This window comes from Paenibacillus chungangensis (assembly GCF_042675905.1).
In the GTDB taxonomy this organism is placed as follows: domain Bacteria; phylum Bacillota; class Bacilli; order Paenibacillales; family Paenibacillaceae; genus Pristimantibacillus; species Pristimantibacillus chungangensis.
Map to the genome: position 1 here is coordinate 301,379 of NZ_JBHTJZ010000004.1, position 16,611 is coordinate 317,989.

A 16,611-nucleotide genomic window follows, 5' to 3' on the forward strand; every position below is an offset into this window, starting at 1 on the left:
AGACAGGAGAATATTATGAGGGAACGTTCCGCAAGCGGCACACTATTCGATATTGGCAATACGTTGTTTATGCTCGTTGTTCTGGCGGCCATGCTCGTCCCTTTCTTATATGTCATCAGCTATTCGTTAAGCACACCTAGCATGCTCAAAGGCGGATTCGTGCTTTGGCCGTCCGGCTTTACGCTTGACTCCTACCGCAAAGCGCTGGAGGACCCTGCTGTTATTAAGGGGGTCGGTATATCGGTGCTGAGGGCGGTCATTGGCCCAGCTGTCATGTTGTTCATTACGTCGATGGCCGCCTATGTGCTGACGCGTAACGAGCTTGGAGGCATCAAGTGGTTTCGCAAATATTTTATTTTTACGCTGTATTTCTCCAGCGGTATTATCCCGATGTACTTGTTGATGGGCTTTCTGCAGCTGAAAGGGACCTTTCTCGTCTATATTTTGCCGAGCGCCGTATCTGTGTTTAATCTGGTGCTGATTAAAACGTATATTGAATCACTGCCGAAAGAGATTGAAGAGGCTGCCATCGTGGACGGAGCGAATGATTTACGTCTGTTTTACCAGGTGATCTTCCCGGTCTGTACACCGGTGTTTGCCGCTGTCGTCTTGTTCGAATGCGTCAATCAATGGAACGCCTTCATGGATACGCAGATATACAATACGATGTCACCGAATCTGTACTCGCTGCAGTATGTGCTCTATAATGCGCTGAACCAGTTCACTTCACTGGAGCAGCTGCAGGCGGTAGGGCAGTCGCAGAGGAACGAGATTACGCCGCAATCGTTCAAAATGGCGATCACTGTCATAACCGTATTGCCAATCGCATGCGTTTATCCCTTCGTGCAAAAGTACTTTATTAAAGGCCTGCTGGTCGGTTCTGTTAAGGGATAAGGCAATTTCACATAGAACAGGAGGTGGTGATTAGGGAATAGGTCGCAGCAAGTCAATTTATTGTAAGGGAGGTGAATCGGGATGATGGGGATCGGACCTGCTGGAATCGTTATGATTGTATTGATTGCGTTATTGCTATTTGGTTCCAAGAAGCTGCCGGAGCTTGGACGAGCAGTCGGTCGAACGCTGCATGAATTTAAAGCCGGAACGAAGCCGCTGCTGGAAGAGCTGGATACGATGGAGAATCGAAGTCTTCGCACGATCGATGAAGAGAAGCGCTAGAATCCATGCACGAATGCAAGTACATGTAGTATTTGGTCGAATGAATGGGGGAGTAGGTAGCCGCGAATGCACACTATTCCTCTAAAAAGAAAGCGCTATCATTTATTTGCCCATTATGTATCAATAAGGAGGAATAATAATGTCGAACGAAAAAAGCGTTGAATTGGAGGAGCAGCAGAACGTGGAACGTCCGCACCATCAGGAGGAGCCGCTTACGGGGCAGAAGGGGTTCATCAGCAGACGTAAGCTTCTCGCTTCGATCGGAATGGCAGGAGTTGCCCTCGCAACTACGGGCATTATGAACGGAGCGTTAACTAAAGCTTACGCCGGTCCGGACGAAAACCGCAAGAAAGTGAAAGTGAAAAACTTAATGAGCACAAGCATGGTTGCGCTCACAACGATAGCACAGCTTAGAGCAAGCACACAGCCAGAAGCGGACGTGTACATGATTACGGACCCCGGGCATGAAGGTCATTTTGCCTATGACGCCTCAGACACGTCTACCTTGGACAATACGGGCACTGTGCTCGTAACGGCCGGAGGACAACGATTCAAGCGTATACCGGAGACGGAGTTCGTCAGCGTCACATGGTTCGGTGCAAAAGGAGATGGGACGACGGACGATTCGGCGGCAATTCTGGCGGCAAATGCGTATGCGGCTTCTGTACATTCGGCGCTCTGCTTCCCCCATGGGACGTATAGAGGGAGTAACCTTAAGCCTACTACCTCCTGGTATTCCTTCGAGAATGCGGTTATTCGCAGTAATGCGTCGGTACAGCAGTCCGTCTTCCATGGCGACTTCGTCTTAGTCGAAGATCAAAGTAATCTGGTATTTGAAGGACTGACGTTTGACGGGAACGTAAGCGCCGATCCAACGACATGGAGCAATGCCACCTATAATGCTTTTTCCGGGTCCGTCGCTTTCTATTTATTGAACGCGAATCACATCAAACTGAAAAAATGCACCTTTCAAAACACCTTTTTTTCCACTATCCGAATGGTCGGTTGCCATGCGATTGATGTTGAAAGCTGTGTGATGCGGAAAGCGCGAGGGAACTTCGGCGATACCGTCTATGTACAAGCCTCTTATGATGTGAAGTTCGACAGGTGCTTCGCGGAAGATTATACCCGTATAGGTTATGTGACGGAAAAGGGCGCATATAACGTGTCCTTCTCGCAATGCTACGCCAAGAATGGGCATCACTCATCGCGCAATTATGGAGGTGTGGAAAGCAATGCCGGGTTCTGGTCGGAGCAGTCGCAGAGCATCAGCTTCTCGCAGTGCGTCGCCGAAGATAACTCGAATCGCGGATTTGTTTGTGTAACGATGCACGCCCCTGGTCCCGCTCGGGATGAGAGGCCAACCCTCGTATCGTCATTCATGCTTGACTCCTGCCTATCGATTAATAATACGGATTATGCGTTCGTGTTGAACGGCAGTGATACTCCAATATCCGTTACATGTAGCAACTGCTTCGCTTACGGTTCCAATTACGCCTTTCATATAACTGGTAAAGACGATCTTGACGCATTCCATTTCAATAACTGTGTTGCTCATCTGTCATTCGCCGATGCCGCAAAACCATATGTCAACTTTATTATCTACAACGGCGGGGCGGACGCGCAAAGAACACCTGTCGTCAACATTAAAAACTGCAGCACCGTTCTGGGAGACGGTGATCGTTCTAGCCTTTATTCCACAAGCAGCCATTCAGGCGATATTGTTTATCTTAATGCGGCTAGTGCGATGATAACGGTCGATCACTTTACGAATGTGAGCCAGCCTGAGCATGTTGTGGTCAAAGGCTTCAGCGGCGCTGTTACGCTTCGGATTGCGAACAGCGATATATCTGTTCCGTTCCTGAACAGTTTTACGGAAGTGCAATTCAAATCCTGCACATTCGGAAGCTCTCCGCATCTACTGGGCAACGCCAGCGTTCAAGGCCCGATCAGCTTGCGCGATTGCAGCGTGCAAGGCGCTCTGGCGCTGACTACGGCTGGCCGCGTCACCGTGTATGATTCCATTGTGAAGTTATCGGGCGCAGAGGCTTTCAGAGTTGTGCGCGGAAGTGGCGTTAACAGTCATGATATTCTAACAGAGTTCCATGGCTGCCGATTCGAGAAGGATGTTGCAGTAGGGAATTATGTCCTGCATATTAGAGCGGACGGAACGCAGAAGCCGAAGTCCGCCTTGCATCATTGCACGTTCTATCACACGAGCGGCACCTCTACAAGCAACATGCCGTTTATATGGCTTGAAGGGAACGGATCGACGGCATTATTTGCAGCTTGTTATGCCGATGATAAGGTGGACTCTTCATTGCGTATCGGAACGGCTTTAAGTTCGCCTGTTGGAATGACGAAGATTACGTTGCATTAAAATTTGGATGAAAACAGGAAGATGCTCCGTCATACCCTCAATCTATTCCCGGTTTTAACCGGACTCTAATAGATTTGGGGGTATTTTTTTAACGAAGATTCTGGAGTTGACAGAGAGTCTAAAACATTCTATTATACCTATAGGGGTATTAAAGGGCAGGGCGATTGCAGAATAAGCGTTGCATGACAGTTCGTCTTTATTTTTTTCTTAAAAATATACCCCATGAGGTATAAAGAGGGATTATTATTTAAAAAATAGAAGGAGATGACGGAAATGGCAGGGAAATATGCAAAGGAAACAACTCCGAAACAAGTACAAGATAAATTAGAGCAGGGAGAGCAGCTTTATATGCTTGATGTGCGAGAAGATGAAGAGTGGCAGTCGGGCCATATTGCCGGGGCGAACCACATCCCTCTCGGTCAGTTGAGTCAAAGAATGGCAGAGCTGGACGCCGGCCGCGAGCTAATCGTCATCTGCAGGAGCGGCAACAGAAGCGGATTAGCCTGTGAGCTGTTGGAGGCGAGCGGATACAATGTCGTGAATATGACGGGCGGTATGATGGAATGGGCAGGGCCTGTCGCTTACTGAAGATGAGTGATAAGATAAGGACGGTGAATGGAAATGAGTACGTGGATGTATGCGATTATTGCCGTGTTGGCGGCGTGGCTGCTCTATAAACAGTTCGCTCCGGTCAAGGGACTCCGCCATTTGAATGCCGAAGCATTCAAGGCGGAGAGCGCGGAAGGGCGGATTATCGATGTGCGCGAGGTAGGAGAGTATCGACAGGGGTATATACCAGGGGCAGTTAATATGCCCCTTAGCAGCCTACACAGCAGAGTTGGCGAAATTCCGGAGGGGAGCAAGCTGTACCTATACTGTCGCAGCGGCATGAGAAGCAAGCAAGCCGGCAAGCTGCTGGCTCGTAATGGCTTTCAAGTGGCGCATCTGAACGGCGGAATCATGGCGTGGAACGGTCCTATGAAGAAATAACAGCGTGCTGAATACGGGAAGGAGAAGATCATATGAGCAAAAAGGTTATCATCGTCGGCGGAGTAGCGGGAGGGGCATCGGCTGCTGCGCGGCTGCGCAGACTGGACGAGTCGGCCGACATCATTATGCTGGAGCGAGGGGAATTCGTCTCGTTCGCCAATTGCGGATTGCCTTATTATATCGGCGGCACGATTCAGGAGCGCTCCAAGCTGCTGGTACAGACGCCGGAGAGCTTGAAGGCCAGATTCCGAATCGATGTGCGCACCTTCAGTGAAGCGGTATCCATCGATCCTGAGCGCAAGATGATCAAGATCGAGAGCAGAGATCGCGGCGCTTATGAAGAAAGCTATGACGATCTTATATTATCTCCAGGAGCGAAGCCAATAAGGCCTTCTATTCCAGGTATTGATAATCCATCCATCCATACGCTGCGAAATATTGCCGACACAGATCGGATCAAGGAGCTTGTGGATCGTGAAGCTACCCGCAGCGCGGTCGTCGTGGGCGGAGGCTACATAGGTGTGGAGATGGCGGAGAACTTGCGGGAGAGGGGTCTGGATGTGACGCTCGTCGAAGCGGCTCCGCACATCCTGGCACCATTCGACTCGGAGATGGTCGTGCTGGCGGAGAAGGAGCTGGAGGAGCATGGCGTACGGCTTCGACTGAACAGCCCTGTGCAAGCATTCCGGGTCGCGGAGGGCGGCATAGGCACTGTAGTTGAGCTCGGAAATGGGGATTCGGTTACGGCGGATATTGTAATTCTGGCGATAGGCGTCATGCCGGATACGGGCTTTCTTCAGGGGAGCGGAATCCAGATGGGCGCGAGAGGCCATATTATTGTGAATGAGCATATGGAGACGAATCAGCCCAGTATCTATGCGGTAGGCGATGCGGTGGAGACGACGGACTTCATGCATGGCGGCCAGACCGCTGTGCCGCTGGCGGGTCCGGCGAACAAGCAGGGAAGAATTGCGGCTGACCGCATATGCGGCCTGGATAGCAGCTACAAGGGGACGCAAGGAACCGCGATTATTAAAGTGTTCGGCCTGACAGGCGCAAGCACGGGAAGCAACGAACGCACATTAAATAAGCTGGGTGTTCCTTATCATGCCATCTACGTGCATCCTATCTCCCATGCAGGCTATTATCCCGGCGCCAAGCCGATGTCTCTGAAGCTGTTGTTCAATGAGCAGGGCCGCGTGCTGGGCGCGCAAGCCTTCGGTGAAGAGGGCGTGGACAAGCGGATCGATGTGATCGCTACGGTTATTCGACTGGGCGGAACGGTCTATGACCTGACGGAGCTGGAACTGAGCTATGCACCGCCGTATTCCTCCGCGAAGGATCCCGTGAATATGGCTGGCTATGTGGCGGAGAATGTGCTGGAAGGCCGACTGGATGTGCTTACAGTCAATGAACTGGATGGAATCGATGCGGATGCCGTACAGCTGCTTGATGTGCGAACTGTGGCGGAATATGGAAGAGGACATCTGGATGGGGCGTTGAACATTCCGGTGGATGATCTGCGCGAGCGCCTCCATGAGCTGGATCGGAATAAGGAGATCTATGCCTACTGTGAAGTTGGCTTGCGCGGCTATATTGCTTCGCGTATTCTGTCGCAGCACGGCTTCCGGGTAAGGAATCTGACCGGCGGACACAAGTCTTGCCGGATCGCAAGCTTTACACCCTCGCTAGAGGAATAGGCATGTGAGGAACGCAGAGGGAAGCGCCTGGTGAGAACAGCTCCAATTAGCGTGTGCCTACACTGGAGCGCCGAAAAGTTGCGACTAAGTGGAAATAGTGTAGGCCACCTACATTGGAGCACCGAAAAGTTGCGACTAAGTGGAAATAGTGTAGGCCACCTACATTGGAGCGCCGAATAGTTGCGACAAGGCGGAAATAGTGTAGGCCACCTACATTGGAGCGCCGAAAAGTTGCGACAAGGCGGAAATAGTGTAGGCCACCTACATTGGAGCGCCGAAAAGTTGCGACTAAGTGGAAATAGTGTAGGCCACCTACACAAGAGCACCGCACAACCGCTTCGCTTATCTGCGCTCCCGGTACTCCCTCGGCGTCATGCCGCAATGCTTGCGGAATATTTTGTTGAAGAAGCTTATATCGTTGAAGCCGGAGTCCAACGCAATGTCGAGCACCTTGCGATTGGACTCTTTGAGCTGCGAGCAGGCGTGACGGATCTGCACGGCGTGCTTGTAGTCCAGCAGACTGCTGCCGGTCGCCTCCTTGAATTTGGCCTTGAAGGAGGATTCGCTCATGCCGCACATCCGGCTAACCTGAGCAAGACTAATCGGCTGCCGGAACTGCTGCTGAATCAAGTGGCAGACTGAGCCGATCCAGTCGTAGTCCGGCGACGCGCTCTGCCCCAGTTGCCGCTCAGCTGGCAGATAGCGGCTAAGCCAGACCATGCATTCCATCCATCGCGTCTTGACGATGAGCTGCCACCCTTCCATCTCTGCCATGTATTCATGATGGATCGTATCCAGATGCTGCTGAATGACGACGCGCTGCTCTTCCGACAACGGCTGGAATGGGATGAACGATGCGGTTCTCCTCATGAAGGGAAGCAGGTAGAAAAAACGGGCAAAGGTAGGCATCTGCAATAACGTACCCAGCTCCGCCTGCAAAAAGCTGGAGTCGAACAGCACATTGTAAATCGTCGTCTCTTCTTGCGGAGATCCCTCATAGCTGTGAAAGACATTCGGTTCGATAACGAATACATCGCCTGCTTGCAGCATGTAGCGATGCCCCCCCATCTCGTGATGGGCGCTTCCGCTATGAACGAACACCAATTCAATGAAATCATGCGTATGAGAAGCAATACGTTCATTTCGACCGATGGTGTACTGTTCAATATGAAAGGGGAACGTGCTGCTTCGGAAGTAATGTTGCTTCGATATAACGGTCAGATTCCCCTCACCTCATCCCTCTAGTCTCTCTCCTATTATAATTCATACAGTCACCTAAGAGAACGGTATAGTCGTGCTGACATCCGAATGAAATGAAGGAAAAAAATCCCCTGTTGACAACTGAAAACGCTTCAATTATGATGGATATCAAATAGATACAACATAGATCTATGTTAGATCTATACAATAATCGTAAATGTTTGGCAGGTCGTGCAGCTGATTGGACAAGAACTACAAGAGGAGGGAACGACAGTTGAGGGGTAAGGAAGTGACAGCCACGTATCTCATAGAGACGCCGTATCCTCTGGAGAGAGCCGCTGCCATTATGGCAGGAGAGCAATCGACAGGAACCTTCATCGCAGTGCCGGGTGAAACAGATGAATTGAAGGAGCTTCACGCAGCGAAGGTGCTTGCTATCGAACCGATAGAGGAATCGATTACTCCTACGCTGCCGGGCGTGTACTTGACGAAGGAGATGAACAATCCGGTCTACAGGAGAGCCATTGTGAGGATTCGTTTTCCGCTTCATAATTTCGGTCCTTCTCTCCCTAACCTATTGTCGACGATAGCCGGGAACTTATACGAGCTTCGAGAATTTTCGGGATTAAGATTAATGGATATTGAGCTCCCGTCGGAGTTCGCGAACCGGTATCCGGGTCCGAAGTTCGGCATAGCGGGAACAAGAGAGCTGGCGGGAGTACATGATCGGCCGCTTATCGGTACCATCATCAAGCCGAGTATCGGCCTTCCTCTGGACGAATACGGTCCGTTGGTGCGCATGCTTGCGGAAGCGGGCCTTGATTTCATCAAGGATGATGAACTATGCGGGAATCCGCCGTATGCGCCTTTCGAGCAGCGGGTGAAGACCGTCATGACCGAAATCGAGAGAGTGGCAGATCGCACCGGCAAGAAGCTGATGTATGCCTTTAACATTACCGGCGACATTGATGAGATGAAGCGCAATCACGACATCGTCTATGAAGCGGGCGGCACTTGCGTCATGGTATGTGTGAACAGCGTTGGATTCGCTGGCGTATCGCATCTTCGAGGTTATACGGAGTTGCCTGTTCATGGTCACCGCACACAGTGGGGAGCGATGTCGAGATGTCCGCTGCTGGGCATGAGCTTTACCGCTTATCAGAAGCTCTGCCGTATAGCCGGCGTGGATCATCTGCATACGAACGGATTGAACAGCAAGTTCGCGGAAAGCAACGAGTCGGTCAGTCAATCGATTCGGGATTGCTTGCAGCCGATGTTCGGCGGATACCAGGCCATGCCGGTGCTATCCTCAGCGCAATGGGCAGGTAGCGCGATACCGACTTATCAGTCGGTCGGCACACTGGATGTCATTCACCTTGCCGGCGGAGGCATATTGGCGCATCCCGACGGAGTTGCCGCAGGCGTCCGCAGCATGCAGCTGGGATGGGAAGCGGCGGTGCAAGGCGTCGAGCTGGAGAAGTTTGCTGAGTCACATCCGGAGCTTCAAGCCGCCATTCGTGTGTTTGGCAGCTAGTAACATCTTGGAGGGAAGGCATCATGAGAGAGAATTCCATTTTACTTGCATTCTATGGCGATGATTTCACAGGGTCAACAGATGCCATGGAAGCGCTGGCCTTAAGCGGCAATCGGACCTTATTGTTCCTGGAGCCGCCTTCAGCTAGCATGCTTGAGCGATTCGAAGGCATTCGCTGCATAGGCGTCGCGGGGACGAGCCGAGCGAAGACCCCGTCCGACATGGCGAAGGAGATCGGCCCGGTGATGTCGCGTCTGTCGGAGCTTCAAGCGCCTATCGTTCATTACAAAACCTGTTCCACCTTCGATTCGTCGCCGGAGGTGGGGAGCATCGGAGAAGCGATCAGAATCTCCCGGCCGTTCTTCCCGGAGCAGAGCACTGTTCCGTTATTGGTAGGAGCGCCGGCTCTGGGCAGATATACGCTGTTCGGTCAGCACTTCGCCCGTATGAATGACGAGGTATACAGGCTCGATCGCCATCCTGTTATGTCCCGCCATCCCGTCACTCCGATGCATGAAGCGGATCTCCGCCTTCATCTTGAAGCTCAGCTGGGGGAGAAAGTCGAGCTCATGAATATTGTTGAGCTGGAAGGCGATTACGACCATGTCGTGGAACGATACAAGGGGAAGCTGAAGGACAAGCCGTCGGTTCTTCTGCTGGATGTGCTGGACGAGGCGAGAATGACGCTAAGCGGCAGATTGATATGGGAAGCCGCGGAAGAGGGAGACCGGTTCGTGGTTGGTTCTTCCGGCGTCGAATATGCACTATCCGCCTATTGGAAGGAGCAAGGCATGGCGGCGTCCGGGGGGGAAGGCTTGATCTCCGCGCCAGTGAAGGCTGCAGACCGCATTCTGGTTGTATCCGGCAGCGCTTCATCGGTTAGTCAGCGTCAGATTGAGAACGCTCTCGCAGAAGGATTCCATGGCATTCGTATCTCGCCGGAGCAGCTGGCGCAGAGAGATTGCATGCCGGAGGAGCTGTTAAATGAAGCGATCAGCCTGCTGGATAGAGGGGAAAGCGTTGTGCTCTATACAGCGCTCGGCCCGGATGACGAAGCAATTGTTGAGGCGCGAGAGCGAATACGGGATAATGGAATAGAGAGTTCGCAAGCCGGGGAGCTTATCGGGCGGCAATTAGGCCGTTGGACAAGACATATCATGCTCAAGGCCAAGCTTCGGCGAGTCGTGATTGCAGGCGGGGATACGTCGGGCTTCGTAACGAGCGAGATGGGGATTTACGGCATGGAGATGTTGATGTCGATCTCGCCTGGCGCGCCGCTGTGCAGAGTGTATTCGCATAATGACAGCATGGACGGCGTCGAGCTGGCCCTGAAAGGCGGCCAATTCGGCAGTCCCGACTACTTCGCGAAGGTCAGGGATGCCGCCATGAATTGAAAATATAGAGAGTGAGAGAGGAGAGACCATGCGATGGCAGCTTCCAGGGGATCAGGCGCTTCATTGTTATTGAAAGACATTGCATACGACCAAATAAAAGAACGGATTCTGGACGAAAGATTCGAGCCGGGACGATTCTTATCGGAGCGTGAGCTGATCGAACTGCTGGAGATGAGCAAGACGCCAATCAAGTCAGCGCTTACGCGTCTGGAGGCGGAAGGCTTTGTCACCGTATCTTCCAAGCAAGGGATCATCATCAACGATCTCGCCATTAACCGTATTATCGATATATACGATCTGAGAACAGCGCTTGAAACGTATAATTTGCAATCGATTCTTGGGAAGTTGAACGAAGAGCAGAGTCAATTGCTGCTGACTAATTTAAGTGAGACGGAAGAAATCGTGAAGCGCTTGGACGTAAAAGCCTTTGGCAAGGCTGATCATGAATTTCATCTGCTGATCTGCCAGTTCACGGGCAATCAAGAGATTTATCGCGTATTGCTAAACTACCAGGACCATTTGCTTCGGATTACGCTCCGTCATTTGAGAAAGGATCCGCATCGCATGGTCGGGTTCTGGCAGGATCATGTTGCGATATACGAGCTGCTCAAGCAAGGCGATGAAGCATGCATGAACAAAATGCGTGATCATCTGCAGCATTCCAAGAGTAAGCTTTTTGAATAAACCGGGAATTGCATCACGATAAGACTGAACGGAGAGGACAAACATGAAAGCTGTATTTGTGCAAGACGCTTATGAAGTTATCGTCAAAGAGGTGGACATTCCCAAGCTGGGAGATCTGGAAGTACTCATTAAAGTGAAGACGGCCGGCATCTGCGGGTCCGATATTCATACCTACAAAGGTCTCCACCCATTCCGGAAGCCTCCGGTTATTATCGGGCATGAGCTTGCAGGCGAAGTCGTGGAGGTTGGAGCGGCGGTCACGAAGTTTCAACCGGGCGATCGCGTCACGGTAGAGCCGCAAGTGGGATGCGGAACCTGCGAATATTGCCTGACGGGAAGAGTGAATTACTGCGAAGATAGAGGCGCTCCGGGCATTGGTGCATGGTACGGGACGATGGCCGAGTATTTTGCGGCACCTGAGCAGACGGTGTACAAGCTGCCGGAAGGCATGGATTACGAGCGAGGCGTGCTGGTCGAGCCTTTTGCGGTGGGGGTTCACGCTGTGCGCAAGGCAGGCATTAGCGCGGGAGATAAAGTTGCGATTCTGGGAGCGGGTCCGATCGGACTGCTTGCTATGGCCGCAGCCAAGGCAGCGGGTGCAACGACGCTTCTCGTTACAGATGTCATGGACTACGCACTGGAGAGCGCATCGCAGATGGGGGCCACCCATACGCTTAACATTCTTCACAATGCAGAATGGACGGAGAAGGCGCGGGAGCTTATTGGAGGAGGTCTCTTCGACAAGGTTCTCATCGCAGCCGGGGTTCCCGGCATCGTGGATCAATCCCTGAAGTTGCTCCGCAAAGGGGGGCGTGTCGTTACAATTGCTATGTTCCATGGAGATCAGACGTTCAACATTCATAATCTCCAAAACCAGGAGAAAGAGATCTTGGGTTGCATGACCTATACCCGTGAGGATTTCTTCATTGCGATCGATCTGCTTGCAGCTGGATTCGTCGACGATAAAGCGCTTATCACCCATCGATTGGCACCCGAGCAAGCAGCGGAAGGATTCCGTATCGTGGACAAGAAAGAAGATCGTTCACTTAAAGTACTTGTTCATTTTCATGACTAATCTAACTCAACTAGGGGGCATACTGAAATGATGAAAAAGTCTATTGCCATTACCATGATGATTGTGATGCTATTTGTAAGCGCTGTAGCTTGCGGGAAAAGCGAGAATAACAATGCCGGTTCAAGCTCGTCCGGCAATTCCGATAAAGTTGTAAAGCTAAAATTGGGGCATATTACGAGCGAAAGCGATGCGTGGCATAAAGGCGCTCTCAAATTCGCCGAGCTGGTGAAGGAAAAAACCGACGGCAGTGTAGAGGTCGAAGTATTCCCTAGCTCCACATTGGGCAACGACCGTGATCTGATTGAAGGCATGCAGCTGGGATCCGTTGACTTCGCTCTCGTTGCGGGAGTCTTGTCCAACTTCTATGAGCCGTATTCCATACTGGAGCTTCCCTATCTGTTCCGGGATGTTGATCATTTGAAAAATGTGCTGTATGGAGACGTGGGCGAGCAATTGAAGCAAGATTTGCTGGCCAATGCTCAAGTTCGCGGTTTGGACTTCTGGCTGCGAGGCCCGCGTGAGCTGACAGCGAATCGCAAGATCGAGAAAGTGGAAGATTTGAAGGGGCTGAAGGTCCGCGTTCCGGAAATTCCGGCATCGATAGCGGCTTGGAAAGCAATGGGCGCGTCGCCTACTCCAATGGCATTCGGTGAAGTGTATTCTTCCCTTCAGACGGGAGTGATTGACGGACAGGAAAATCCTCTGGCCCTCATCTCCAGCAATAAATTCAATGAGGTGCAGCAATATCTGATGATGACGAACCACGTCTATGGATATGTGCAATTGACGATGAGCGATATCACTTATGGAAAGCTGACGAAAGAGCAGCAGACAGCGATCGAAGAAGCCGCCAAGGAAGCGACTGTATTCGAGAATGAGCTGGTAGCCCAGCAAGAAGAAGAGCTGCTGACGCAGTTGAAAGAGAACGGCATGGAAGTTGTCGAGTTGGATACGGCCCCATTCATGGAGAAAGCGCAAACGGTGCATGCGGAATTCGCCGAGAAGTATGGTCAGGAGCTGTATGACAGCATTGTGAATACAAAATAGGTAAACGTTAGATAGATGGCCGGTGTCGATGGGTGCTGGATATGCGTGGAGCAGACAAGCGGACACCGGCCTTTCTGTAGAAGTTTTTACGGCATCGAGAGTTTCTGAACAGGAGGACAACCTCAATGAAGGCAACTATGAAAGCTATAAATAGCCTGAATAAGTTTGTGGGCATCGTAGTCGGCCTTATGCTTGGCGCTATGTCTATTATTATTGTTGTTCAAGTATTTTGCCGTTTTGTCATTAATTTTCCGTTAGCCTGGTCCGAGGAAGCTGCGCGATATTTGATGATCTACACCGTTTTTCTTGGCGCTCCTTTGGCGCTACGCAACCATAAGATGATTGCAATCGAGATTATTGTGGAAAGTGTCAGCCCTAAGGTGCGTAAAGTGCTTAGAATTATAATTTCGCTTATTTCTATCGTGTTTTTTGTCATCCTGCTGTTCAAAGGGGTGGAGATGCTTGATGTTGTAAGCAGGCAATCCTCCGCGAGCCTTGGCATCAACATGGATATCCCTTATATGGCCATTCCTCTGGGCGCCTTGCTCATGATTATTAACTCGATAGCTAATATAATCGATTACCTGACGCAGGACGATATCGACACTTCGGAAGTATCCGAAGCGCTGAAGGCAGGTGAGCAGGCTTAATGGGTACAGTGCTGTTTCTATTTCTCATTTTGTTCTTTGCTCTTGGCATACCGATAGCCATCTCAATGGGACTTGCCGCTGCTGTGGCGTTATGGTTGGACGGCGGCACGCCGCTTACCGTATTGGTGCAGCGCTCATTTACATCTATCGATTCATTCCCGCTCATGTCTATTCCGTTTTTTGTACTTGCCGGCGTTTTGATGGAGTACGGTGGAATATCAAGAAGGCTGATTGCCTTCGCGAATGCGCTGACAGGTCATTTCTCGGGAGGACTGGCGATCGTCACGGTCGTGACGTCCATGTTTTTCGCGGCGATATCGGGTTCTAGCGCAGCCACTACCGCAGCGCTGGGCAGTATTCTGATTCCGGCGATGATCGCCCGGGGATATCATAAGAATTTTACGGGCGCGGTTCAGTCCGTATCCGGTGAGCTCGGCGTCATCATTCCGCCCAGTATTCCGTTGATTTTGTACGGCGTATCGACGGAGACGTCGATCGGTGCGTTATTCATGGCCGGCATGGTGCCGGGCATACTGGTCGCTATGTCGCTCATTGCGACGATTTTGATCATCGCGAAGAAGCGCAAGTATGCGAAGGAAACCCGGAAGTCCGGCAAGGAGCTTTGGGAAGCGTTCAAGAATGCCTTTTTCGCTTTGCTGATGCCGGTGATTATTCTTGGCGGCATTTACGGAGGCTTCTTCACGGCAACGGAAGCGGCTGGCATCGCTGTGGCCTATGCGTTCATCGTTGGCGTATTGATCTATCGGGAGATTAAATTGAATAAGCTGATTCATATTCTAACCCAATCTGTTACGACGACCTCAACGATTATGTTCATTTTGGCAAGCGCAGGGCTGTTCGGATGGATTCTTACGCGTGAAGGCATTCCGCAGGATGTTGCGCAGTTCTTTATCGGCATTTCCGATAATCCAATCGTATTCCTGTTACTTGTGAATGTGTTCTTGCTGTTCGTGGGGATGTTTATGGAGACGAACGCGTCCATCATTATTCTGGCTCCGCTGCTAGTTCCCGTGGCTGTCACGCTTGGCATTGATCCGATTCACTTCGGCATCATTATGATTGTCAATTTGGCTATTGGTATGTGCACACCGCCGCTTGGCGTCAATTTGTTCATCTCGGCCCAATTGGCCAAGATTAATCTTCTGCAGATTACCAGAGGGATGGTACCGTTCTATATCTTACTGCTAGTCACGCTGCTTCTGATTACATTCGTTCCGCAATTGACGATGTTCCTGCCCAACTTGTTGGAATAAGGCATGTTCATTTGTATAGGCTGAACTGATCAGATTGGCATCATTCAGGTCTTCAGGAGAGGAGAGGATAATGATGAGAGAGATCGACGCAATCAGGAGAGAGCTGCAGCAGACCGGTAAATACATGATGGAATACGGTCTCGCATGGGGGAACTCAGGGAATATTAGCGCTAGAGCGTCTGCAGATCGCTATGTCATAACAGCCAGCGGCACTTTCATGGCCGAACTGGATGACGAGGATCTGATTGTATGTGATCTGGAGGGTAACGTATTCGGCGTGGAAGGACGCAGGGCTTCCAAGGAAACCCCGATGCATCGCGCCGTATACGAAGAACGGCCGGAGATCAATGCCGTCTTGCACGCATCGCCCTTCTACAGTACACTGGTGGCGGCTTCCAGCATAGAGATTCCTTCTAATTGGTTCATTGAATCGATGTATTATTTGGAGCGTGTGGAACGTGTTCCTTATTCTCACCCGGGTAGCGAGGCGCTGGGCGAAGGAGTGCGCGGCAAAGCGAAATCGGCCAACATTTTGCTTCTCGACAATCATGGCGTTCTTGTGTACGATACGTCTATTCGAGAGGCGAGAATGGCGCTTCATACATTGGAAATGGCCTGCAAAATGTTAATCGTATCGCAATCGGCAGGCATTGAGATGAAGGGATTGCCAAGTGACGTGGAGCAAGCTTTCATAGAAGGAGCCGCATATAAACCGAGAAGAAGCTGGAGCGTGTGAAGAAGTGACAGGCTACGCTGATTGTTATGCGGATTGTGAAGGGAACGCTCATGGTGGAGCGTTCCCTTCATGCTGTCTGGGCGCAAGAAGCTACGAACGGAGTTATCTCACGACGCCGCACGCGATGCGGTCGCCAGACGCGCCGGAAGGATCCGTCATGTAGTCATCGGCTTTCGCATGAATGATCAGCGCCAGGCCGCCTTCCCGCTTTAGGGAGTTGGGCTTGCCCGGCTTTAGTGTTACAGCGGCGCTAATCATATCGACCTTTACTTTGCCGGAAGCGTCAACCTCAATATTGGGCAAGTCTCCGGCATGGAAGCCCTTCGGGTTGTTGAAGCCATGCTGGGTATGGTAAGGATTGAAGTGACCGCCGGCGCTTTTGAAGTCGGGCCCCTCGCACTTGCCGAATTCGTGGAAGTGAAGAGCATGCTTGCCGGGCGGGAGTCCCTCCGCTTCCAGATGGATGCGTACTTTGTCAGTGTTCTCGGAGATGGTGGCCCTGCCGATGCGCTCCCCCTGCTGATTCATCATATCGACAGTCAGGGCAGCCACATCGGCGATAGGACCTGCTTCTTCCGTATGACTGATGCCCTCCTCCGCAATGTCCTCGCGTGCGGACGCGTAAGCGATGGAGCAAGCCAGTAGCAGAGCCCCCATGAACAGTATCATCTTTTTCATCGTCAACCATCGACCTCCTGTGTGAAACATGAGTTTCGTCTACAATTTGGCAATATGCTTAGGGTGTGCATGACTGTGGGAAATTATGCAAGC

16 protein-coding genes are annotated in these 16,611 nt (G+C 51.5%); 14 read left to right on the top strand and 2 right to left on the bottom strand.

The genetic code is table 11. The features are described 5' to 3' along the window. The first annotated feature begins 15 nt into the window (after positions 1-15). From ACFQ2I_RS02010 to ACFQ2I_RS02035, 6 genes are all read left to right on the top strand, one after another. Positions 16-894, top strand: a complete 879-nt coding sequence (locus ACFQ2I_RS02010; RefSeq protein ID WP_377561807.1) for a carbohydrate ABC transporter permease — start codon at positions 16-18, stop codon at positions 892-894. 81 nt (positions 895-975) lie between these two features. Next, the gene (locus tag ACFQ2I_RS02015) at positions 976-1,176 is read left to right on the top strand and encodes a twin-arginine translocase TatA/TatE family subunit (protein WP_377561808.1); all 201 of its coding nucleotides are present in this window, start codon (positions 976-978) and stop codon (positions 1,174-1,176) included. Between the two features lie 139 nt (positions 1,177-1,315). After that, positions 1,316-3,556, top strand: a complete 2,241-nt coding sequence (locus ACFQ2I_RS02020; RefSeq protein WP_377561809.1) for a right-handed parallel beta-helix repeat-containing protein — start codon at positions 1,316-1,318, stop codon at positions 3,554-3,556. 273 nt (positions 3,557-3,829) lie between these two features. Further along, positions 3,830-4,144, top strand: a complete 315-nt coding sequence (locus ACFQ2I_RS02025) for a rhodanese-like domain-containing protein (protein WP_377561810.1) — start codon at positions 3,830-3,832, stop codon at positions 4,142-4,144. A 33-nt stretch (positions 4,145-4,177) separates the two neighbouring features. After that, positions 4,178-4,546 (top strand): rhodanese-like domain-containing protein, encoded by a 369-nt coding sequence (locus ACFQ2I_RS02030; protein WP_377561812.1) that lies wholly within the window; start codon positions 4,178-4,180, stop codon positions 4,544-4,546. 32 nt (positions 4,547-4,578) lie between these two features. Further along, positions 4,579-6,246: an FAD-dependent oxidoreductase gene (locus tag ACFQ2I_RS02035; protein ID WP_377561813.1), complete on the top strand. Its 1,668-nt coding sequence runs from the start codon at positions 4,579-4,581 to the stop codon at positions 6,244-6,246. Positions 6,247-6,588: 342 nt separating this feature from the next. On the opposite strand, the gene ACFQ2I_RS02040 is transcribed toward ACFQ2I_RS02035, so the two are convergent. Continuing rightward, positions 6,589-7,467, bottom strand: a complete 879-nt coding sequence (locus ACFQ2I_RS02040; protein WP_377561951.1) for a helix-turn-helix transcriptional regulator — start codon at positions 7,465-7,467, stop codon at positions 6,589-6,591. 253 nt (positions 7,468-7,720) lie between these two features. On the opposite strand from ACFQ2I_RS02040, the gene ACFQ2I_RS02045 reads away from it, so the two are divergent. The 8 genes from ACFQ2I_RS02045 to ACFQ2I_RS02080 all read left to right on the top strand — a co-directional run bounded on the left by ACFQ2I_RS02045 (position 7,721) and on the right by ACFQ2I_RS02080 (position 15,840). Next, positions 7,721-8,980, top strand: coding sequence for a ribulose-bisphosphate carboxylase large subunit family protein (locus ACFQ2I_RS02045; protein WP_377561814.1), 1,260 nt, complete (start codon positions 7,721-7,723; stop codon positions 8,978-8,980). Between the two features lie 23 nt (positions 8,981-9,003). Next, positions 9,004-10,374 carry a four-carbon acid sugar kinase family protein gene (locus tag ACFQ2I_RS02050; protein WP_377561816.1) on the top strand — a complete coding sequence of 457 codons (1,371 nt, stop codon included), beginning with the start codon at positions 9,004-9,006 and terminating at the stop codon, positions 10,372-10,374. A gap of 33 nt (positions 10,375-10,407) precedes the next feature. After that, entirely contained in the window at positions 10,408-11,058 is a 651-nt protein-coding gene (locus ACFQ2I_RS02055; RefSeq protein ID WP_377561817.1) for a GntR family transcriptional regulator, read from the top strand. Positions 11,059-11,101: 43 nt separating this feature from the next. Beyond that, positions 11,102-12,133: a zinc-dependent alcohol dehydrogenase gene (locus ACFQ2I_RS02060; protein WP_377561818.1), complete on the top strand. Its 1,032-nt coding sequence runs from the start codon at positions 11,102-11,104 to the stop codon at positions 12,131-12,133. Between the two features lie 27 nt (positions 12,134-12,160). Further along, positions 12,161-13,180 (top strand): TRAP transporter substrate-binding protein, encoded by a 1,020-nt coding sequence (locus tag ACFQ2I_RS02065; RefSeq protein WP_377561819.1) that lies wholly within the window; start codon positions 12,161-12,163, stop codon positions 13,178-13,180. 125 nt (positions 13,181-13,305) lie between these two features. Continuing rightward, complete coding sequence (locus ACFQ2I_RS02070; protein ID WP_377561820.1) at positions 13,306-13,830, top strand: TRAP transporter small permease; 525 nt, start codon at positions 13,306-13,308, stop codon at positions 13,828-13,830. Continuing rightward, positions 13,830-15,104 carry a TRAP transporter large permease gene (locus ACFQ2I_RS02075; protein WP_377561821.1) on the top strand — a complete coding sequence of 425 codons (1,275 nt, stop codon included), beginning with the start codon at positions 13,830-13,832 and terminating at the stop codon, positions 15,102-15,104. The genes ACFQ2I_RS02070 and ACFQ2I_RS02075 overlap by 1 nt, the downstream gene beginning before the upstream one ends. A gap of 73 nt (positions 15,105-15,177) precedes the next feature. After that, positions 15,178-15,840 (top strand): class II aldolase/adducin family protein, encoded by a 663-nt coding sequence (locus ACFQ2I_RS02080; protein ID WP_377561822.1) that lies wholly within the window; start codon positions 15,178-15,180, stop codon positions 15,838-15,840. 102 nt (positions 15,841-15,942) lie between these two features. On the opposite strand, the gene ACFQ2I_RS02085 is transcribed toward ACFQ2I_RS02080, so the two are convergent. Further along, on the bottom strand, positions 15,943-16,518 hold the full coding sequence (locus ACFQ2I_RS02085; protein WP_377561823.1) for a superoxide dismutase family protein: 576 nt from the start codon (positions 16,516-16,518) through the stop codon (positions 15,943-15,945). Positions 16,519-16,611 lie beyond the last annotated feature (93 nt).